This window comes from Streptomyces sp. NPDC000134, assembly GCF_042899225.1.
GTDB lineage: Bacteria > Actinomycetota > Actinomycetes > Streptomycetales > Streptomycetaceae > Streptomyces.
Genome location: NZ_JBIAZN010000024.1, coordinates 62,782 through 82,811, shown reverse-complemented (window position 1 = coordinate 82,811; position 20,030 = coordinate 62,782). Strand labels below are relative to the sequence as shown.

Here is a 20,030-nt window from a genome sequence, read left to right as displayed (position 1 = left end):
CGGGCGACGACGGCCGTGCCGAGGAGACGGGAGGGACGTATGCGCATCGGCGACGCGGCGGCCGCGATCGGCGCGACCCCCAGGGCGCTGCGCTTCTACGAACAGCGCGGCCTGCTGCCGCCGCCCCGCCGCACCAGGTCGGGGCAGCGGGACTACACCGCCGAGGACCTCGCCGTGCTCCGGGGCATCCGGTACCTGCTCGGCCTCGGGCTCACCGTCGAGGACCTGGCCGGCCTCGCCGACCGCCTCCCGCTGCTCGCCGGCCGCCCGCTCGGGCCCTGCCGCCCCGAGCGGTCCGGCGAACCGGTCATCGTCGGGACGACGGTGGTCCGGCGGCGCATCGCCGCCCTCGACGCGGAGATCGAGCGGCTCACCCGGCTCCGGGACGCGCTGCGGGACGGCCTGGGACCGGCCGCGGCGGGCGAGCCGGCCCGGACGGCCGGCATCAGCCCTCCGCGAGGGCGGTGACCTGCTCCAGCGTGCCGTTGAACCGGTCGTGGTCGCCGACGATCGGCCCGGTGGAGGTGTACTGCCACATCGTGTGGTACGCCCACCCGGCGGGCAGCGGTCCGGGCGAGTCGGCGTACCGGGCGATCCACAGCGGGTTGGCGGCACCGAAGCCGGCGTGGTCGCCGGTGCACTGCTTCCACCAGTTGGTGGAGGTGTAGACGACCGCGGCCCGGCCGGTGCGGGCCCGGTAGCGCTCGGTGAAGTCCCGGACCCAGGACACCATCTGGCTCGGGGTCTTGCCGTAGCAGGCCGACCCGTACGGGTTCCATTCGATGTCGAGCACCCCGGGCAGCGTCCGGCCGTCCTTCGTCCAGGCGCCGCCGTGGTCGGCGAAGTAGTCGGCCTGGGCGGTGCCGCTGGAGGAGTCCGGGGTCGCGAAGTGGTAGGCGCCGCGGATCATGCCGACGTCGTGGGAACCGTCGTACTGCTGGCCGTACTTGGGGTTCTGGTAGGAGGTGCCCTCGGTGGCCTTCACATAGGCCCACTTCACCCCGCTCTTCCACAGGGCCGGCCAGTCGACGTCGCCCTGGTGGCTGGAGACGTCCACCCCCTCGGTCTGGGCGGCCCGGGTGCCGGTGGGCCGGCCCTGCACGCCTTCGTGGGCGAGGACTCCCATGCCCATGTAGGCGGAGCCCCGGGCCGGGGACTCCTCGGCCACCGGTGGTTCCCCGGGCGGCGGTTCACCGGCCGAGGACGGCACGGCGTACAGGGAGGACAGGAGCGACAGCGCGGCGAGGAACCCGCCGGTCGCGAGCATGCGGATACGGCCGTCCGCCACGGCTGTGGGATTGCGCACGCCACCATCTGATCCGCCGGCGGACCGCGCCGCATCTCACAGGCACCCGGACGGTCAACCGCCCGCCCCCGCGCCCTCGCCGACGGGCCGGAACTCCACGGCCACCACACCGTCGACATGCCGGCACATGTCCTCCAGCGCCGACACCGACACCCGCTCCGGGAGCCGTCCGCTGAGCACCACATGGCCGTGCGCCACATCGACCTGGACCGTGGAGGGCGCCAGACCGAAGGTGCGGACCAGGGTCTCCTCGATGATCTCGGTGCGGATCTCGCGGTCCTTGCGCAGGAAGACCCGCAGCAGGTCGCTGCGGCTGACCACCCCGATCAGCCGGTCGGCCTCGTCGACCACCAGCAGCCGCTTGATGCCGTGCCGGGCCATCATCCGCGCCGCGTCGACCACGCTCCAGTCCTCGCGGGCGCAGACCGCGGGGGAGGTCATCAGCCCCGCCGCGTCGGTGGCCGACGCCTTGGCCCGCAGCGGGTCCAGGGCGTCCTCGGGGGCGCCGCCGAGGATCTTCTGCAGGAGGTCCGCCTCCGACACCACCCCCACCGGGCGGTCGTCGGCGTCCACGACGGGCACCGCGGTGATGTCGTACTCCTGCAGCAGGTGGGCGATCTCCTTGAACGGCGTGCCACGCTGGACGCGGACCACGGCGTCGCTCATCAGCTCGCGCACCTTCTGGTGGTTCATCAGGATCTTCCTCTCCGCTGCCGGTCCCCGTCGACCGGCATCCGACCTTCTGCCTGTCGAACGTCCGGCGCGCCCCAGGGGTGCCCCGGTGTCACGCGGAAGGCGGCGCCGAGGCGAGGAGGTAGCGGTGCACCGGGGGCAGCCCGGTGAGCAGACCGGGCCGGACGGTGTCGATGACCTGCGCGCTCGGCGTGAACAGCGGCCGGGCGAGACGGGGCAGGTCGGCGGGCTCGTGCCACTCCCAGCGGTGTATCAGGCGGGGCTCGGTGACCACCGGCTCACCGGTGTGGCCGGGCACGTGCACCGCCGCCGTCACCCGGGGCATCCCGGCGGCGGTGTCCAGCAGCAGGGCCCTGAGCCGTACGGCGGCGGGGTCGGCCACCAGCCCGGTCTCCTCGGCCAGCTCCCGCACGGCCGCCGCGACGAAGTCCTCGCCCGGGTCGGTCTTGCCGCCGGGCAGTTCCCAGACCCCGCGCACCGACCAGCCCAGCAGGACCCGCCCGTCGGGCCGGGTGACGACCACACCGGCCCCGGTCAGCGCGTGCGGGGCGGGCCGGCCCCGGTCGGCGCAGGTCAGGCGGGCGGGGAGGGGGTCGCGCAGCAGGACGACGGCGAGGCCGTCGGCGTCGTACCGGCCGACGGTTCCCCAGCCCGCCCCGAGCAGGTCGATCTCGTCCTGGTCGAGGGCGGTGTGCCGTCTGCTCTCCGGCACGTTGCCGGCCACCGGGGTGATCACGCACAGGGTGCCGCCGGGGCGCAGCCTCTCGCGCAGCCGGTTCAGCACCCGGGTGCGGTCGCCGACGAAGGCCCAGCTCAGCCGGAAGGTGATCAGGTCGTACGCGGGACGCGGCAGCTCGTCCAAGCGGTCCCGCTCGATGTCGAACCGCCGGTAGCGCACCGCCCCGCCGGACGCCGCCTCGGCCTCGGCGAGGGCCACCGGGGAGTGGTCCACGGCGTCGACCCGGTACCCGGCCGCGGCCAGGTGGCGGGCGAGTTCCCCCAGGCCGCAGCCCACGTCCAGGGCGACGCCCCCGTCCGGCGCCGGGACGTGCTCGGCGAGCAGGCGCCGCTCGGTGTCGCCGAGCGGCCGGAAGAGGCGCCCGGCGGCGTAGTACGCGTCCCACTCACCGGCGCTGATGTGTCCCACCCGTGTCTCCTCGTCCCGGGGCCCGCCGCGGGTCAGCCGGCCTCGGTGAGGTCGGGGAGGTAGCGGCGCAGCTCCCGGACGCCGATCGCGCCGGCCCGGCGCAGGACGGGGGTGTCGCCGGTGAGGTCCACGATGGAGGAGGGGACGGCGGCCGGGGTGGGCCCGCCGTCGAGGTAGACGGCCACGGAGTCGCCGAGCATGTCCTGGGCGGCGTCGCAGTCCTGCGGCGAGGGGTGCCCGGTCAGGTTGGCGCTGGAGACCGCCATCGGTCCGGTCAGCGCGAGCAGTTCGAGGGCGAGGGGGTGCGCGGGCATCCGTACCGCGACCGTCCCGTGGGTCTCGCCCAGGTCCCAGTCCAGCGTCGGCCGGTGCGCGGCGACCAGGGTCAGCGCGCCCGGCCAGAACGCCTCGACCAGGCCGGCCGCCCGGTCGGGCAGGTCGGTGACGAGGTCGGACAGCGCGTCGGCGGAGGCGACCAGGACGGGGGAGGGCATGTGCCGGCCCCGGCCCTTGGCCCGCAGCAGCCCGGCGACCGCCGCCGGGCTGAAGGCGTCGGCGCCGATGCCGTACACCGTGTCGGTGGGCAGCACCACCAGTTCCCCGCGCGAGACGGCCGCGGCGGCCTCGGTCAGGCCCTCGCGGCGCCCGGAGGTCACCGAACAGTCGAAACGACGGGTCATCATCAGTCCTTACGGGTCATGGCCGCCCGGCCGCGCGCCGGGCGGGCCGCGGCGGCCGGGGCGTCACGACGGGGCGGCTCAGGCGTCCTGGTCGGCGGCCGGGACGTCCAGGCCGCGGGAGGCGACCAGCCGGGCGCGGCCGTCGGCCAGCGCGTAGCCCAGCCCCACCACGGCGGTGCGGCCCGCGGCGACGCGGTCGGCCAGCGCGCGGGAACGGTCCAGCAGCAGGTCCACCGTCTGCCGGATGTGCTCGTCCAGCGCCGCCTCGGCCGAGTCGTGGCCGGCCGCGCGGGCCGCCAGCACGCTGGGCGTGACCCGCTCGACGACGTCCCGGACGAAGCCGCCCGGGGCCGCGCCGCCGTCCAGCACGGCCCGTGCCGCGCCGATCGCCCCGCACGAGTCGTGGCCGAGCACCACCACGAGGGGTGCCTGGAGCACCTCGGCGCCGAACTCGATGCTGCCGAGCACCTCCGGGCCCGTCACATGACCCGCGGTACGGACCACGAACAGGTCACCGAGACCCCGGTCGAAGATGATCTCCGCCGCGAGCCGGGAGTCGGAGCAGCCGAACACCACCGCGAACGGCGCCTGGGACGGCGCGGTCTGGGCGCGGCGCGCCGCGTCCTGGTGGGGGTGCTCCACGGCGCCCGAGACGAACCGCCGGTTACCGGCCATCAGCAGATCGAAGGCCTCCTGAGCGGAGGCGTGCGAGGCAACGTCCATGGTCACAGGCTACGCCGCCCGGCCCCCGCCGGCCGCGTCGGGGCCGCCGTGTCGGACGAGCGGTCCGCGGGCCGACCTGATGAGGCGTCAAGTGCCCCTGTTTCCGGTGTTGTTCCGGTCGCAGCGGGCACCTGGCTGTGACACGGAGACACGGAACGAAACGGCAGGGGAGCGTGCATTCATGGGCGTAACCGGCAGGACGTCGCGGATGGCCGCTGTCGCGGCGGCCGGTGTGCTGGCCGGCACGTTGCTGACCGGCTGCGGCGACGGCGGCGACGGCGCGGGCACACACGACGGCGGGAAGGAGCCGGAGCAGCACAAGGTACAGGGCGCGGCGGCGGTGCGCGGGGCGTACGACAGGACGGCCGGGGCCGGGACCGCGCGGATGACGCTGAAGGTGACCACCGCCGCCGAGGGCCGGTCGGTCACCGTCCGGGGGAAGGGCGCCATCGACCTGGCCGAGGGCGACAGCGTGATGACGGTGACCGCCGAGGGGCAGCGGATCGAGCAGCGCGTGGTCGACCGGGCGCTGTACCAGAAGCTGCCCGGCGAGGGCGGCGGTCAGCAGTCCGGCGACAAGCCCTGGGTCAAGATCGACCTGAAGAGGGCCGCCGCCCAGGGCGGCACCGGCGGCCAGGGCATCGGTGACCCGGCGCAGACCGTCGCGTACGCCAGGGGGATCACCGAGAAGGACGTCACCGAGACCGGCGAGGAGGAGGTCGGCGGGGTGCTAACCACCCGCTACCGGGTGAAGGTGGACGTCGCCGACCTGCCCCGGGGCGAGACCCTGCGCGAGCAGGTCGGCCCGACCCTGCCGATGGACGTGTGGCTGGACGAACAGGGCCGGATACGGCGCCAGCAGATCGACATGACCGTCAAGGCGTCCGAGTCCGGCGGCAGCGCGTCCCCGCGGCAGGTGAAGGTGCGCACCCTCACCGAGTACTCCGACTTCGGCGCCGAGGTCGAGGCCGAGCCGCCGGCCGCCGGTGAGGTGACCGACGTGACCGACAAGGTGCTCAAGGGGCGGTCCGCGGCCTGAGCGGCGGGGGGCGGCGGCCGGCCGCCCCCCACCGGACTTCTCAGCGGGCGAGCAGTTCCAGGGTGTCGATCACCCGGTTGGAGAAGCCCCACTCGTTGTCGTACCAGGCGACCACCTTGATGTGCCGCCCGTCGACCCGGGTCAGGGCCGCGTCGAAGACGGACGAGGCCGGGTTGCCGGTGATGTCGGACGACACCAGCGGGTCCTCGGAGTACTCCAGGACACCCGCCAGCGGCCCCTCGGCCGCGGCGCGGTACGCCGCCAGCACCTCGTCGCGGGTCACGTCCCGGGCGACGGTGGTGTTCAGCTCGACGATCGAGCCGACCGGCACCGGCACCCGGATCGAGTCGCCGGACAGCTTGCCGTCGAGGCCGGGCAGGACCAGCCCGATCGCCTTGGCGGCGCCCGTCGTGGTCGGCACGATGTTGACGGCGGCGGCGCGGGCCCGGCGGGCGTCGCGGTGCGGCCCGTCCTGGAGGTTCTGCTCCTGGGTGTACGCGTGCACGGTCGTCATGAACCCGTGCTCGATCCCGGCGAGTTCGTCCAGCACGGCGGCCAGCGGCGCGAGCGCGTTGGTCGTGCAGGAGGCGTTGGAGACGACGGTGTGCGCGGCCGGGTCGTAGGCGTCGGTGTTCACGCCGTAGGCGAGCGTGACGTCGGCGCCGTCCGACGGGGCGCTCACCAGCACCTTGCGCGCGCCCGCTTCGAGGTGGGCGCCCGCGGCCTTGGCGGAGGTGAAGCGGCCGGTGGACTCCAGGGCGATGTCGACGCCCAGTTCGGCCCACGGCAGCTTCGCCGGCTCCCGCTCGGCGAGCACCTTGATCCGGCGGCCGTCGACGACGAGGGTGTCCCCGTCGACGCTCACCGGGCGGCCGAGCCGGCCGGCCGTCGAGTCGAAGGCCAGCAGCCTGGCCAGCACGGCCGGTTCGGTGAGGTCGTTGACGGCGACGATCTCCAGGTCGCTGTCGCGCTCCAGCAGCGCGCGCAGCACATTGCGTCCGATGCGGCCGAATCCGTTGACGGCGATACGAGTCATGAATGGCGTCCCTTCGTTCACCACCAGGCTCGCGCGGGGGGCCCGCGCGGGACAGCGGCGTGAGTGCCATGGTTCGAAAGTATCCCGCCACTCCCGCGTTCCTCGCCCACCCGCGTTCCTCGTCCTCCCGCGTTCCTCGCGCGCCCCGCGCGGCCGGTCCGCGCGCCCCGCGCGCCCGGTTCACGCGTCCCGGGCGAAGGTGCGCCGGTACTCGCTCGGGGTGGTGCCGAGGATGCGCTGGAAGTGCAGCCGCAGATTGGTGCCGGTGCCCAGGCCCACGTCGGCGGCGATCTGCTCGACGCCGAGCTGCGAGCGTTCGAGGAGTTCCCGGGCCCGGTCCAGCCGGGCCCGCATCACCCACTGCATCGGCGTGTAGCCGGTGTCCTCGACGAACCGCCGGGAGAACGTGCGCGGCGACACCGCGGCGTGCCGGGCGAGCGCCTCCAGGGTGAGGGGCTCGCCGAGCCGGTGCAGCGCCCACTCCCGGGTGGCGGCGAACCGTTCGCCCAGCGGCTCGGGCACGCTGCGCGGCACGTACTGCGCCTGGCCGCCGCTGCGGTAGGGCGCCGCGACCAGCCGCCGGGCCGCGTGGTTGGCGGCGGCCACACCTAGGTCGCCGCGCAGGACGTGCAGGCACAGGTCGATGCCGGAGGCCGCGCCGGCCGAGGTCAGCACACTGCCCTCGTCGACGAAGAGCACGTTCTCGTCGACCCGCACGCGCGGGTGCTTCGCGGCGAGCGCCCGGGTGTAGTGCCAGTGCGTGGTGGCCCGCCGGCCGTCCAGCAGGCCGGTGGCGGCGAGGGCGAAGGCGCCCGTCGAGATGGCGGCGAGCCGCGCGCCCCGGTCGTGCGCGGCGACGAGCGCCTCGACGACGGCCCCCGGCGGGTCCTCCCGGTCCGGGAACCGGTAGCCGGGGACGAACACGATGTCGGCCCAGGCCAGCGCGTCGAGGCCGTCGGCGACGTGGTACGACAGGCCGTCGCCGCCGGTCACCAGCCCCGGCGCCGCCCCGCAGACCCGGACCTCGTACGGCATGCTCGCGCGGGTCGTGAACACCTGGGCGGGGATGCCCACGTCGAGGGGCTTGGCGCCTTCGAGGACGAGAACGGCCGCGCGGCGCGGGCGGGAGGCTGGCACGGGAACAGGGTAGGCGGGCCGGTGACACGGAGTGAGAGGCGTGGTGTCCACGTGTCCCGCGGTCGTTGTGGTGCTTTCTGAGCGAGCTGTCCGGGATGGCGGCACCGCGGACCGGTTCTGAGCACGCGGTGACGGAAGTTGGCCGCTGGGAGAGCAGGGGAGCGCCGATAACCGCAATCATGCCATTTACGCACGGTAGTTGTAGGCATTCGTTTGGGTGAGCAGGTAGCGTCCCCACACACGAGCGGACCCCGGCGCGGCGGGCAACCAGACCGGGGTCCGACTCAACACGGTTCAACGATCGGAGAGATGGCATGTCCCCCGACCAGAACAGTCGCTTCGGCCAATTACGGGATGCGTACCGGCCCAAGCGGTTCGACCGTAACATCCCGCAGACGGGCGCGGTTGAAACCCGCGATCTGCGTGACAAGGAAGTCAACATGCAGGTAGGGGCGTTCATCGCGGCCCCGGTCCTGGGCGTCGTGCTGGTGCTCCGGCCCGAGGCGTACGAGCTGGGCGCGGCGGCGGTCTGTCTGCTGCTGACCGCGACCCGCCGCTCGTACCTGCGCTACCGGCGGCTTCGCACCACCTGACCGCACGGTGGCCGCCGCACGGACAGGCATCCGCCGCCGTGCGGCGGCCACCCGGCCGGCTCCGCATCCTTGTCACCCGCGCGGACCGTGCGGGGAATCGGTGGACGGCTTCCGCCGAAACCCGCGATTTCCGCGACCGCCTTGCCGGTAGCTCATGCCCGAGAGGGACGCATCCGCTATGACCCCGAAAGACCCGGGACCCTTCCGCTGCCTCAACCCCGAATGCGGCAAACCCATCGACCGCACCGGCGGCTGCGGCCGCCCCCGCAACTACTGCAACGACTCCTGCGGGCGCGCCTACCGCCGGGCCCGCGAGAAGGACCCCACCCCCGACACCCTCGCCCACAACCACTTCGCCGACGGGGTCGCCGAGGACCTCGCCGACGCGGTGGGCGCACTGCGGCAACTGACCCGCGAACGGCGGCCGCTGGACGCCCTCGCCCTGCTGTGCGCCGTGGAGAGGGACCTGGAGGACCTCAAGGCCGCGCTGGTCCAGCAGGCCCGCGACCAGCGGGAGAAGAACGCCGAGATCGCCCGCGCGCTGAGCCTGGCCCCCGACCAACTGACCCGCAAGCTCTCCGCCGAGGCGGTACGCCGCCGGATGGCCGCCCGCCCGCTGCGCCCCCGCACCGGCCCGGCCCGCCCCGCGGCCGTGCCCGTCACCGTCGTCCGCATCCCCCGCCAGCGCCGCTCCGCCGCCCGGGACGCGGGCGGGCCGCCGTCCCGGGCCAGGGAGCCGGACACGGTGGCGGCCGGCCCCGCCGCCGTTCTCGCCCGCGCCCTGTCGCACCTCCAGCGGCTCAGCGGCAAGACCTACCGGCGGCTCGCCGCGGACACCGCCATCTCCACCTCCTACGTCTCCCGGGTCCTGAACGGGGAGCGCTGCCCGTCCTGGACCGTCGCCCGCGCCCTCACCGAGGCGTGCGGGGGCGACCCCGCGGAGATCCAGCCGCTGTGGGCGGCGGCCCGCGGCCGGATACCCCTGCCGCGCGGCAGCCTGCCCGCCGCCCTGCGCGGTCTGCACCTGGCCGCCGCGCGGCCCGCCACCGGCGACCTCGGCGAGCGCACCCGGCTCACCGCCACCGCCATCACCGGCATGCTCAACGGCGCCGCCCTGCCCGCCTGGGAGGACGTCGAGGAACTCGCCCACGCCCTGCACGCCGAAGCCCAGCCCCTGCGCCCGCTGTGGAACGCCGCCCGCGCCGCCGCGGCCGGACCGCCGCCGCCGCAGCCGGCCGAACCCACCGCCCCCCGCCTGTTTGCCGAGGTGCCGCGATGAGCCCCTACGCCCGCCCCTACGCCCTGAGGACGGTCACGCGCCTGCCGGCCGTCCACCCCGTCGTCCCGCGTCAGCGCCTGACCGGCTCGCCCTACCTCCAGCAGCCCCCGCTCACCCCCGCGTTGCCGCCGGCCTTCGAGGCGTTCTGCGCCCTGCACCGGGACCGCTATCTGGACTACGCCCGCGCCCACCTCCCCGACGGCGAGGCCCACCGGCTGGTCCGCGCGGTCCTCGGCGACCTCGCCGTCACCTGGCCCCAGATCGTCGGTCATCCCAACCCCGCCGCCCGCGCCTGGGCCCTGGTCGGCGGCCGGGTCCGCGAGGCCCGGCCGCTGCCCCCGCCGCTGGCCCGGTGCCCGGTCCAGCAGTACGACGCGCTGGTGCTGCACTGCCTGCTCGGGCACAGCAGCGGCGACACCGCGGCGGTCATGGGGCTGGAACCGAGCAAGATCCGCTACCTGGTGTGCTCCGCCCCGGCCGCCTGCCGCCGCGCCGTCCGGCAGCTCGAACCCGCGTCCGCGGACGCCGGCTGAACCCGCCGCCGTCAGCGTCCGGAGTCGACGCGGCGCAGGAATCCGGCCAGGGCCGCGTTGAACTCCTCGGGCCGTTCCAGGTTGGGCAGGTGGGCCGCGCCCTCGACGACCACGAGGGCCGAGCCGGGCAGCAGGCCGTGCAGCGACCGCGCGTCGCTCACGGGCGTGTACGTGTCGAGGGCGCCCACCACGACCAGCGCGGGCACGGTGACGCGGGGCAGCAGCGGGCGGTAGTCCGGGCGCCGGGCCCGGCCGCGCAGGGCCGCGGCGGCGCCCCGGGGGTCGGTGCGGGTCATCATGCGGTGGACGTGTGCCGCGACCCCGGGGTCCGCGTCCGGGGCGACCATCCGGTACAGCACCTCGTCCGCGTACCCCGCCATGCCCTCGCGCAGCAGCCGGTCCGCCATCTCCTCGCGGCCCCGGCGCCCCTCCCGCGTCTCGGGCGCGGCGAAGGTGTCGGCGAGCAGCACACCGCCGATCCGCCCGGGGAAGCGGGCGCAGCACTCCATGACGATCTGCCCGCCCATCGACAGCCCGCCGAGGACGCACCGCTCGACGCCGAGGGTGTCCAGCAGTTCCTCGATGTCCCGGGCGAAGACGGACAGTTCGGTGACCTCGGCGAGATCCCCGGCGGCGGGCGAGGCGCCGTAGCCCCGCAGATCGGGGGTGATCACCCGGCGGTCCGCCGAGAACGCGGCGATCTGCGGGGCCCACATGGTGTGGTCGAAGGGGTGGCCGTGCACGAGGACGAGGGGGAGGGGCATGGCCCCGACCCTAGGAGCGCCCCGTGGCTCGGTGCAATCAAAACATTGCCCTCGGTGCAATGGGCCGCCCCTGGCGGCTCACCCGAGCCCCGCCTCCCGCGGCCCCTCGTGGGCGAGCGCCGCGAGGGTGCGCAGTGCCTGGTCGAGGGCCTCGACCGGTGCCGAGGCCAGCCCGAGCCTGATGTGCGCGGCGGCCCCGGAGGCCCCCGCCGCCACTGCCGCGAAGGACGGGCCGGGCGTCACCGCGATGCCGCGCAGCGCCGCCGCGGCGGTGAACGTGTCCGCCCGCCACGGCTCCGGCAGATGCCACCAGGCGTAGTACGCCCGTGGATCGGCCCGCACCGCGGACCCCCGCAGCCGCTCGGCGACCAGCTTCTGCCGGCGGGCGGCGTCCGCGCGCTTGGCCCGCACCAACCGGCCGACGGTCCCGTCCGCCGTCCAGCGCCGCGCCGCCTCCAGCGCGAAACGCCCCGCCGTCCAGCCCCCCGACCGCAGCGCCGCGCCGGTCGGCCCGGCCCGCCCCTCGGGTACGACGAGGAAGCCGACGGTGAGACCCGGCGCGACCCGCTTCGACAGCCCGTCGACCACGTACGTGTGCTCCGGCGCGAGGGCCGCGAAGGGCTCGGTGTCCGTCAGGAAGGACCAGACGCGGTCCTCGATCACCGGCAGCCCCAGGCGCCCCACCACCGCCGCGAGCCGCCGGCGGCGGCCCTCCGGCACGGTCGCCGAGGTCGGGTTGTGCAGGGTCGGCTGGAGGTACAGCGCGGACAGCGGCGCCGCCCGGTGGGCCGCCTCGACCGCCTCGGGCAGCATCCCCTCGGCGTCACCGGCGAGCGGGACCAGGACGGTGCCGAGCCGGGCCGCGATCTCCTTGACCAGCGGGTACGTCAGCGGATCGATGCCCAGGCGGCCACCCGGCCGGACCAGCGCGGCCATGCCGCCCGCGATGGCCTGGCGGGCGTTGCCGGTGAACAGCAGACGGCCGGCGGCGGGCCGCCACCCCGGCGTCGCCAGCAGCGCGGCGGTCGCCTCCCGCGCCGCCGGGGTGCCGTCGGCGGGGGCGGTGCGCACCGCCTCGGCCAGGGCGTCCGGGCGCAGCAGCCCGGCCAGCCCGGCCGCGAGCAGTTCGGCCTGCCCCGGCGCGGCCGGGTAGTTCAGCTCCAGGTTGACCGGCGCGGCCGTCGACGGCTCGGCCAGTGCCCGCCCCGACGGCACCGGCGCGGCGCGCACGAAGGTGCCCCGGCCGACCTCGCCGACGACCAGTCCCCGGCGGACCAGCTCGGCGTAGACCCGCCCGGCCGTCGAGGCGGCCATCCCGTGGCGGCGCGCGAACGCCCGCTGCGGGGGCAGCTTCCGGCCGGGCGGGAGCCGTCCGCTGAGGATGTCGGCGGCGATGCGGTCGGCGATGCGCCGGTAGTCGTGCACGGTCCGGCTCCTGAGCCGCTCGGGGATCACGGATCTTATCCGCGCTCCGGCCGTACGGGACCTCCCGCGTACGGCCGGATCGCGGGCGGGTCAGCGGTCGCGGCGGGTGGCCGCCGCCCCCTGGGGCGTGCCGCTGATGGTGAACCGGGAGCCCGGTTCGATCACCACGTCGCCCTGGGCGGAGTTGGTGACGGTGACGTCGGTGAGCGTCGCGCTGCCGCGTGCGCCGCTCATCGCGAGGATGCCGGAGCCGTTGTTCGACCGGTCGATCCGGACGCCGGTGATCTGCACGCCCGGCGTGGCGCCGCCGCCCGTCTTGAACTGGATGCCGTCGTACGTCGAGTCGAGGATCTCGGTGTCCCGGATGGTGACGCCCGGGATGTCCTGCCCCTGGGCGAACAGGGTGATGGCGCCGAACTCCTGCGCCTCGCCCCAGAACGCGCCGCCCGTGCGGTGCAGGGCGTTGCCGGCGATGAGCGTCCGGCCCGAGAAGGGCAGCGGGTCGTGGTCGGTGGCGAGCATGATGCCCGGGTAGTTCATGGTGTCGGAGACGACGTTGTTCTCGACGGTGTTGTCGTATCCCCCGTACACCGCGATGCCGTTGGCCCGCCACGGCAACTGGACGGTGTTGTTGCGGAAGTGGTTGTCGTGGCCGATGTCCACCGAGGTGTCCTTCACGTACTTGCTGGCCCACACCGCCAGGGCGTCGTCGCCGGTGTTGCGGAAGGAGGAGTCGTACACGGTGGAGTTGCGGGTGCCGTTGGCGAAGTTGATGCCGTCGGCGTAGGTGTCGCGGATTCGCATCCCGGTGAACTCCAGGCCGTCGCCGGGCCCCCACAGCTCGGGGATGTCCGAGTAGTCGCGGCCCGCCCAGACACCGACGTTGGCGTGCTCGATCCACACGTTGCTGATTTTCGTGCCCTTGCCGAAGCGGCCGTTGAGCCCGACCCCGCCCTCGTGGTTGCCGTCACCGCCCCGGATGGTGCCCGAGCCGAAGACGGCCAGGTCGGAGATCTGGGTGTTGTGGTCGATGTCGAAGCCGAAGTTGCCCTCGTGCGGATGGTTGATGCCGCCGGCCTCGTGCGGCGGGGTCAGGGTGTAGAGCTGGGAGTGCCACATGCCCGCGCCGCGGACGGTGACGTCGCGGATACCGACCTGGTTGTACTGGCCCCGGTTCTGCGGGTCGTCGGTGAGGATCTTCTGCTCCTGCCGCCACTGCCCGGCCGGGACCCACACACACGGAATCCGGCCGTTCTGGTCGGCGGTGACCGCCCGCTGGAGGGCGTCGGTGTCGTCGAGGCCGTCACCGGGGACCGCCCCGTACTCGGTGATCGACACGCAGTCGGCGGGCTTGGCGGCCGGGGGTGCCACCTGCTCCAGGTCGATCAGGTCGATGACCTGGAAGGCGGCCGAGTCGCCCGCGTCCCGCTGGAGCCGGAAGGTGGTGCCCCGCGGGTAGGTCCTGGACAGCAGCGCGTGGGACTCGTCGAACAGCCGCCGCGCGTCCCCGCCGGGCCGGTTGGTGAGCCCCTCGGGGTCGTCGGTGCCGCCGTACAGCCAACTGTGCTTGGAGGACAGGGTCAGTTTCTGGACGAAGACGCCGTCGGCGTAGAGGCTGATGGTGGTGTCCGCCCCGCCGCCGCCCGGGGCGTCCGGCACGGAGTTGCGCACCACGAGGGAGTTGGCGGACGTGGTGGAGGTGAACTCGACGTACTCGCCGGTGTCGTCGAGCCGGACCGAGGCGCGGCCGGAGGACTCGGTGCCGAAGCCGGTGTGCCCGAAGGTGCGTCTGGCGTCGGCCGTCAGCAGGGTGCCCTGGTAGCGGCCGTCCTCGGCCTCGTACTCGGTGTACGGGACGGCGGCGCCGCGTCCGACGACGAGGGACCTGGTGAGGACGTTGTTGTTCTCGTCGGTCTCGGTGACGGCACCGGTGGCGTCGGCGGTGGCGGTGAGAGTGACACCGCCGGAGGCCGCGGTCCAGGTGCCGTCCACGGGCACGGTGACCGTGGCGCCGGGGGCCACCTGGCCGGTGGTGCCGTTCAGGACGGTGGTGCCGGCCTGGACCCGGGTGACCGAGCCGGCCGCGGCGGCGGTGGTGCCGCTGTTGTGCACGTCGACGGTGAAGGAGACCCGCGCGCCCACCGCCGGGTTCGCCGGGCTGCTGGTGATCGACCGTACTTCGAGGTCGGGGCCGGGGGAGCGGGCGACGACCAGCCGGCCGTCGGCGTTGCGGCTGTTGTTGGTGTCGTCCAGCTCGGGCACCGTGCCCCGGGGGTCGACCACCGCGGCCACGGCGTAACTGCCCGCCGGGCGACTGCCGGTGGCGACCGCCACGGTGGCGGACTGCCCCGGGTCCAGGGCCGGTACGGCGGCACTGCCGGCGGCCGTGCCCTCCACGGTGACGTCGACCGTCGTGGCGGCCGAGCGCGCGGTCCCGGAGTTGCGGACACCGGCGTGCACGGTGACCGCGTCCCGCTCGGTGGGCGCGGCCGGTGTCCAGCTCAGCCCGGTGAGGGTGAGGTCGGGCGCGGGCGCGGCGGTGCCGACGACCTGGAACTCGGCGACCTGCCCGCCGGGCGCCCCGGTGTTGGCGGAGAACCGCAGCCGCACATCGGCCCACCGGCCGCTCACCGGGATCGTCACGGTGTTGCCGGTGGCCGGGGAGAAGGCGTAGTCGGCGCGGTCGCGCAGCGCGGTGAAGCCGCTCGCCGACGCCTCCCGCCCCAGCACCTGGATGCTCTGCGTCCGCGGCGCCCACACCGGGTCCGGGTCGAGCTGGACCACGACCGCGGTGACGTCCGCGTCCGCGCCCAGCTTCACGGTGAGGTCGGCGGGGTGACCGGCGGCCTCCCAGTAGGTGCGGGTCGAGCCGTCGGTGGCGTTGGCGGCGGCATAGGTGTGCACGGACGAGGTGGCCTCGACGGGTTTGCCGCGGGCCAGGTCGGTGCCGGGCGGCGGGGGTTCGCCGGTGCCGTCCGCGCCGTACACCTCCAGCTCGGCGAGCTGCGCGGCGTTCCACCCGGTGTTGCCGGTGACCTGGACGCGGACGTAGCGCGCCTCGGCGGGGGAGGCCAGGTCGACGGCGACGGTGTTGGCCCGCGCCGGGTCGAAGGCGCGGGGCGCGGAGGCGGCGAGGGTGCGGAAGGCGGAGCCGTCGGTGCTGCCCTGGAGGGACAGGGTCTGCGTCCGGCCCTCCCAGGCGGCGGGCAGCTTCAGCACCACCCGGTGCACGCCGCGGGCCGTGCCGAGGTCGGCCTGCACCCACTGCGGCAGGGAACCGGCGGGCCCCTCCCAGTACGTGGCCTGCGTGCCGTCGGTGACATTGCGGGCGGGGTACTCGCCGTGCGCGCCGCCCGCCGATGCCGGGCGGCCGAGCGCCAGGTTGACGTCGGCGGCGGCCGGCTCGGCGTCGGCGGCGGCCGGCGCCGGTTCCGGCGCCACGTGCGCGGCCGGGGCGAGGGCGAGGGGGGCCGGTCCGGCCGTCATCAGCCCCGCCAGGACGGCGCCGGCCAGGGACCGGCGGCCGAAGGGTCTCCATCTCATGAGGTGTCCTCTGTTCGCTGTGCACGCCAGTTGAGCAGGACAGTCGATTTTTTGCGGAAACCGCGTCATCAGATTTCTCGCGCGGCCTTGCTTTGTCAACGGCCCGGAAAATGGACGGAACGGCCACGCAAATGACTTGCGCTGTTTGCGTCCTGACTTCATCCGGATAGTGCCAGCTCGCATGCGCACGAGGACCCATTGTCCGGTGTGGAAGCCGGACTCTCAGGGCAAGTCCTTGAGAGATGCGCGCAAGCGGCGGACGGCGGTCGTCCCGGGATCGGGGAAAAATACCAACTGGTACTTTTGCCGGCGGGAGGTGGAGCGGTGGCGCTGCAGGAACGGGCGATCCGGACCCGGAGGGCCGTCCTCGTGGCGGCGGCAGCCGTGTTCGACGAAGTCGGATACGAGGCGGCGACGATCACGGAGATCCTGAAACGCTCCGGAGTGACCAGGGGCGCCCTGTACTTCCACTTCGGCTCCAAGGCGGAACTCGCCCAGGGCGTCCTGGCCGAACAGGCCGACGCCCTCCCGCGCGTACCGGAACGGGCGCTGCGCCTCCAGCAGTTCCTCGACGAGGCCCTGCTGCTGGCCTGTCTGCTGGAACGCGAGACCGGCGACCCCATCGTGCGCGGCGGCGTACGGCTCATCGTCGAGCCGGGAGCGGCCCAGGAGGTCCTGGACTGCCGGACGCCGATGCGGGCCCGGGTCGAGCACACCCACGCCCTGCTCAGCGCCGCGCAGACCAACGGCGAACTGCTGCCCCACGTCGACGCGCTGGGCCTGGCCCGGCTGGCCGTCGGGGCGTTCACCGGCGTCCAACTGCTGTCCGACATCATGACCGCCCGCGCCGACATGGCGGAGCGGGTGACCGACCTCTACCGGGACCTGATGGCGGCCAACGCCACCCCTTCCGTCCTCTCCCGCCTCGACTTCGGCCCGGACCGGGGCGCCCGGGTCTACCGCGAGGCCATGGGGGAGCGCCGCGCCGCGCGGGTGACACCGGAGTAGGGTCATGGTCGTCACCGGACCGAGGAGGGGACGCAGTCATGGGCGGGAACGTCACGGCGGTCAGCAGCAACGGCGAGTACTCGTTCACCAAGCCCAACCGGGAGAGCGTCACGCTGCTCGCCGGACTGGGTGTCGAGGGTGACGTGCACGCCGGTGTGACGGTCAAGCACCGCTCCCGTGTCGCCCAGGACCCCACCCAGCCGAACCTGCGCCAGGTCCACCTCATCCACGAGGAACTCTTCGCCGAGGTCGGCGAGGACGGCTTCCGGGTGGCACCCGGCGACCTCGGTGAGAACATCACCACCCGCGGCATCGACCTCCTCGGCCTCCCGGCCGGCACCCTGCTGCGCCTCGGTGACACCGCGGTGCTGGAGGTGACCGGCCTGCGCAACCCCTGTGTGCAGATCGACCGCTTCCAGGACGGCCTGCTCAAGCGGGTCGTGGGCCGCGACGGGGCCGGCCGCCTCGTGCGCAGGGCGGGCATCATGAGCATCGTGAAGGAGGGCGGTGTGGTGCGCCCCGGTGACCCGATCACCGTGGAGCTGCCCAGCGGGCCGCACCGCCCCCTGGACCGGGTCTGAGCCCGGGGCCGCCCCGCCGGGCGGCGTAGTCCGTCATGCGCCCGCGGCCGTTCCCGCGCACCCTGGTGACATGGCCGGCGCCCCGCACGTAGTGATCGACCCGCCCGACGAGCGGGGAGGGCGCCGTGTCCGCGTGGCCGGTGAGGTCCTGGGCCGCGCCTACGGCCTGCGCGATGTGACCGAGTTCCTGCGCCGGGCCGGTCTGGAGGACGTCGAGGAGGAGCAGGTGGCGGCGTCCGGCCTGATCGAGTGGCGGGGCGGCGGCCCCACCACGTGGGACGCCTAGCCGGCGCCGCGGGCCCGTCTGTGACGGGCCCGCCGGCGACGGGCGGGACCCGCGGACCTGCCGCGGGTGCCGCTCACTCGCCCTGGTCGGCTCCCGCCTCCGGCCCGGACGTCCCGGCGGACGCCGAGGCGACGGGCGCGGTGTAGAACACCGAGGTGCCCTGCTTGGTGCGCTGCACCTGGTTCTTGGCGACCAGGCCCTCGAGGGTGTTGCGGGTCACCGTGGTCTTCACCGGGCGCTCGGGGTGCGCCTCGTTGAGCGCGGCGGCGACCTCGGCGGCCGAACGCGGCTCGCTCTGCTCGGTGAGCACACCGAGGATCAGCTCGCCCAGCGTCGGGGCGCCCGCCTTCTTGGCCTTCGCCGGGGACTTGGCCGACGCCTTGCCCGCCGGTGCCTTCTTGGCCGTACGCCGCTGCGCCGGGGCGGACTTCTTCGCCCGGGTCTTCCTGCCGCGGGTGCTGCCACCGTCGGACTCGGCCTCCGGCGCCTCGGCCTCGGCCGACTCGGCCTCCGCGGTCCCGGTGGTCTCGGTGCGCGGTGACGGCAGGGCGGCGCCGACCAGTTCGGCGGTGCCCGCGAGGGCCTGGCGGATGTTGACCAGCACACTGTGGTCCCGCTGGAGGGTGGCCAGTTGCTCCTGGAGCGCGGCGATCTCCGCGGTGAGGCGCTCCTGCTCCTTGGTGTTGCGGTCGAGGTCGTCGGACACCTGGGTGGCGTACTGCGAGACGAGTTCGGTTCCCGGATTCGCGGTATCTGTCATGGTGGGAGGATCTCCTCGGATCGGTTGCTGCCGGCGGGCAATTGCCTGACCCGGCACATGCCCTGGGATGCAGATAGTACGTACAAGTGGTGCCACATGTTCCCCCGCACGACGGTTCGCCCGCCCCCGGACGGTCCGGAGGCGGGCGGACGGACGGTCGTCGGTGTCTCTCACACGGCGGTCACCGGGTGCCGTACGACCGCGTCGAACAGGTATCCCTGGGTGTTGTGGACGGTGGTGTCCGGCTGGGTGTTCCCGGCGAGGTCGGTGGCCCGCGCCAGCAGGGTGTACGGCCCCGGCGCGGGCGGCCGCCAGTCGGTGGACCAGCGCACCCAGTCACCTCGGCGCGGGGTGTCCCGCAGCCTGGCCCGCCGCCACGAGGTGCCGCCGTCGGTGCTGATGTCCACGTGCGCGACACCGGCCGCACCCGACCAGGAACGGCCGGTGAGACGGTGGGTGGTGGCCGTGTCCAGGGCCGCGTTCCAGTCCAGTTCCCAGGCGCTCTTGACGGTCTGCCGGGTCAGCGGCGCACTGCCCCCGGCGGGGTACGCGTCGCCGAACAGCCGGTAGAAGTCGGTGTTCCACGGCGAGAACAGGGGCTGCGCGGACACCTCGATGTCACCGACCCACTTGATCGAGGAGATACCGACCCACGAGGGCACCAGCACCCGCACGGGGTGGCCGTGGTCGGGCGGCAGGGGCTCACCGTTCATCTCATAGGCGAGCAGCACGTCGTCGAGTGCCTTGGCGAGCGGCAGCGGGCGGCGCACCCGGCCGAGATCGGTGCCGTCGGCGGTGACGTAGTGGGCGTCGAGGCCGCGCGGCATGACGTCCACGGCGCGGCGGCCCAGACCGGCCCGGCGCAGCACGTCGGCGAGGCGGACCCCGCGCCAGCGGGCGGTGCCGATGGCACCGAGCGTCCACGCGGTGCCGGTGACGGACTGGCCCTGCTGGGCGGTGAAGAAGCTCCGTCCGTTGCCCGCGCACTCGACGAACGCGGTGCGGGTGACCGCCGGGAACGCCTTCAGGTCGTCGAGGGTGAACTCGACGGGACGGCCGTGGGTGAGGCCGTCGCCCCAGACGCTGAGCGCCCAGTCGGCGGCGTCCAGCACAGGGGTGGCGGTGTGGTTGCGGACGAAGAACTTCTCGTGGGGGGTGAGGTGGCCGGTGCCGGCGAGGGCGGCGAAACGGGTCTCGGCGTTGGTACCGCGCACCGTGAACCACTCCTCGGGCAGCGGCTTGACGATGCCGGCGGCGGTGGCGGTGGCGGTGTTCCGAGTGGCGCGGGGGGCGGTGGCGGTCGCCGCGGCGGCCGGGGTGCCCAGGGCCGTGGGGAGTCCTGCGGTGAGGCCGGCGGCCGCGAGCAGGCGGAGCATGTCGCGCCGGGCGACACCGTCGGCGCGGGCGTCGCCGGCCAGCCACTGGCGCAGCCGGTGACGGTCGTAGCGGGATTCGGGAGTGGACATGGGGTCGGCCTTTCGCGGGGTCGGGCGGTCG

At 74.5% G+C, this 20,030-nt stretch carries 20 protein-coding genes; 8 read left to right on the top strand and 12 right to left on the bottom strand.

Translation table 11 applies throughout. The features are described 5' to 3' along the window. Positions 1-39: 39 nt before the first annotated feature. Positions 40-468 carry a MerR family transcriptional regulator gene (locus tag ACFY32_RS29355; RefSeq protein WP_359199625.1) on the top strand — a complete coding sequence of 143 codons (429 nt, stop codon included), beginning with the start codon at positions 40-42 and terminating at the stop codon, positions 466-468. On the opposite strand, the gene ACFY32_RS29350 is transcribed toward ACFY32_RS29355, so the two are convergent. The 5 genes from ACFY32_RS29350 to ACFY32_RS29330 form a co-directional block, all read right to left on the bottom strand. Further along, positions 446-1,306 (bottom strand): lysozyme, encoded by an 861-nt coding sequence (locus tag ACFY32_RS29350; protein WP_390675822.1) that lies wholly within the window; start codon positions 1,304-1,306, stop codon positions 446-448. The two genes, ACFY32_RS29355 and ACFY32_RS29350, sit on opposite strands and share 23 nt — an antisense overlap. Positions 1,307-1,360: 54 nt before the next feature. After that, a complete protein-coding gene (locus ACFY32_RS29345; protein ID WP_359199619.1) occupies positions 1,361-1,999 on the bottom strand; it encodes a CBS domain-containing protein in 639 nt (212 codons plus the stop codon). 91 nt (positions 2,000-2,090) lie between these two features. Further along, positions 2,091-3,146: an NUDIX domain-containing protein gene (locus ACFY32_RS29340; protein ID WP_390675821.1), complete on the bottom strand. Its 1,056-nt coding sequence runs from the start codon at positions 3,144-3,146 to the stop codon at positions 2,091-2,093. Between the two features lie 32 nt (positions 3,147-3,178). Beyond that, the gene (locus ACFY32_RS29335; RefSeq protein ID WP_359199614.1) at positions 3,179-3,826 is read right to left on the bottom strand and encodes an L-threonylcarbamoyladenylate synthase; all 648 of its coding nucleotides are present in this window, start codon (positions 3,824-3,826) and stop codon (positions 3,179-3,181) included. A gap of 78 nt (positions 3,827-3,904) precedes the next feature. Beyond that, positions 3,905-4,549 (bottom strand): carbonic anhydrase, encoded by a 645-nt coding sequence (locus tag ACFY32_RS29330; RefSeq protein ID WP_390675820.1) that lies wholly within the window; start codon positions 4,547-4,549, stop codon positions 3,905-3,907. 208 nt (positions 4,550-4,757) lie between these two features. Between ACFY32_RS29330 and ACFY32_RS29325 the strand changes: the two genes are divergently transcribed. After that, complete coding sequence (locus tag ACFY32_RS29325) at positions 4,758-5,588, top strand: hypothetical protein (RefSeq protein ID WP_390675819.1); 831 nt, start codon at positions 4,758-4,760, stop codon at positions 5,586-5,588. Between the two features lie 40 nt (positions 5,589-5,628). Here the strand turns inward: ACFY32_RS29325 and gap are convergent, their stop codons facing one another. Together gap and ACFY32_RS29315 are read right to left on the bottom strand one after the other, a co-directional pair. Beyond that, positions 5,629-6,624: a type I glyceraldehyde-3-phosphate dehydrogenase gene (gene gap, locus ACFY32_RS29320; RefSeq protein ID WP_359199606.1), complete on the bottom strand. Its 996-nt coding sequence runs from the start codon at positions 6,622-6,624 to the stop codon at positions 5,629-5,631. A 180-nt stretch (positions 6,625-6,804) separates the two neighbouring features. Next, positions 6,805-7,761: a helix-turn-helix domain-containing protein gene (locus tag ACFY32_RS29315; RefSeq protein ID WP_359199603.1), complete on the bottom strand. Its 957-nt coding sequence runs from the start codon at positions 7,759-7,761 to the stop codon at positions 6,805-6,807. A 440-nt stretch (positions 7,762-8,201) separates the two neighbouring features. Here ACFY32_RS29315 and ACFY32_RS29310 point away from each other — a divergent pair, with 440 nt between their 5' ends. The 3 genes from ACFY32_RS29310 to ACFY32_RS29300 all read left to right on the top strand — a co-directional run bounded on the left by ACFY32_RS29310 (position 8,202) and on the right by ACFY32_RS29300 (position 10,166). Next, positions 8,202-8,354 carry a hypothetical protein gene (locus tag ACFY32_RS29310; protein WP_359199600.1) on the top strand — a complete coding sequence of 51 codons (153 nt, stop codon included), beginning with the start codon at positions 8,202-8,204 and terminating at the stop codon, positions 8,352-8,354. Positions 8,355-8,532: 178 nt separating this feature from the next. After that, positions 8,533-9,633, top strand: a complete 1,101-nt coding sequence (locus ACFY32_RS29305) for a helix-turn-helix transcriptional regulator (protein ID WP_359199597.1) — start codon at positions 8,533-8,535, stop codon at positions 9,631-9,633. Then, a complete protein-coding gene (locus tag ACFY32_RS29300; RefSeq protein ID WP_359199594.1) occupies positions 9,630-10,166 on the top strand; it encodes a hypothetical protein in 537 nt (178 codons plus the stop codon). The genes ACFY32_RS29305 and ACFY32_RS29300 overlap by 4 nt, the downstream gene beginning before the upstream one ends. Before the next feature lie 11 nt (positions 10,167-10,177). On the opposite strand, the gene ACFY32_RS29295 is transcribed toward ACFY32_RS29300, so the two are convergent. The 3 genes from ACFY32_RS29295 to ACFY32_RS29285 all read right to left on the bottom strand — a co-directional run bounded on the left by ACFY32_RS29295 (position 10,178) and on the right by ACFY32_RS29285 (position 15,898). Further along, a complete protein-coding gene (locus ACFY32_RS29295; RefSeq protein WP_390675818.1) occupies positions 10,178-10,930 on the bottom strand; it encodes an alpha/beta fold hydrolase in 753 nt (250 codons plus the stop codon). Between the two features lie 78 nt (positions 10,931-11,008). Then, entirely contained in the window at positions 11,009-12,355 is a 1,347-nt protein-coding gene (locus ACFY32_RS29290; protein WP_390675817.1) for a PLP-dependent aminotransferase family protein, read from the bottom strand. Between the two features lie 90 nt (positions 12,356-12,445). Then, positions 12,446-15,898, bottom strand: a complete 3,453-nt coding sequence (locus tag ACFY32_RS29285) for a CARDB domain-containing protein (protein WP_390675816.1) — start codon at positions 15,896-15,898, stop codon at positions 12,446-12,448. Positions 15,899-16,222: 324 nt separating this feature from the next. Here ACFY32_RS29285 and ACFY32_RS29280 point away from each other — a divergent pair, with 324 nt between their 5' ends. From ACFY32_RS29280 to ACFY32_RS29270, 3 genes are all read left to right on the top strand, one after another. After that, complete coding sequence (locus ACFY32_RS29280; RefSeq protein ID WP_359199583.1) at positions 16,223-16,906, top strand: ScbR family autoregulator-binding transcription factor; 684 nt, start codon at positions 16,223-16,225, stop codon at positions 16,904-16,906. Between the two features lie 38 nt (positions 16,907-16,944). Continuing rightward, positions 16,945-17,487 (top strand): MOSC domain-containing protein, encoded by a 543-nt coding sequence (locus ACFY32_RS29275; protein ID WP_359199580.1) that lies wholly within the window; start codon positions 16,945-16,947, stop codon positions 17,485-17,487. A gap of 70 nt (positions 17,488-17,557) precedes the next feature. Then, a complete protein-coding gene (locus ACFY32_RS29270; RefSeq protein ID WP_359199577.1) occupies positions 17,558-17,773 on the top strand; it encodes a hypothetical protein in 216 nt (71 codons plus the stop codon). A gap of 73 nt (positions 17,774-17,846) precedes the next feature. Here ACFY32_RS29270 and ACFY32_RS29265 read toward each other — a convergent pair whose 3' ends face one another. Both ACFY32_RS29265 and ACFY32_RS29260 read right to left on the bottom strand, forming a co-directional pair. Beyond that, positions 17,847-18,533, bottom strand: coding sequence for a hypothetical protein (locus ACFY32_RS29265; RefSeq protein WP_390675815.1), 687 nt, complete (start codon positions 18,531-18,533; stop codon positions 17,847-17,849). A gap of 170 nt (positions 18,534-18,703) precedes the next feature. Next, the gene (locus ACFY32_RS29260; protein ID WP_390675814.1) at positions 18,704-19,999 is read right to left on the bottom strand and encodes a sulfite oxidase; all 1,296 of its coding nucleotides are present in this window, start codon (positions 19,997-19,999) and stop codon (positions 18,704-18,706) included. Positions 20,000-20,030: the final 31 nt, after the last annotated feature.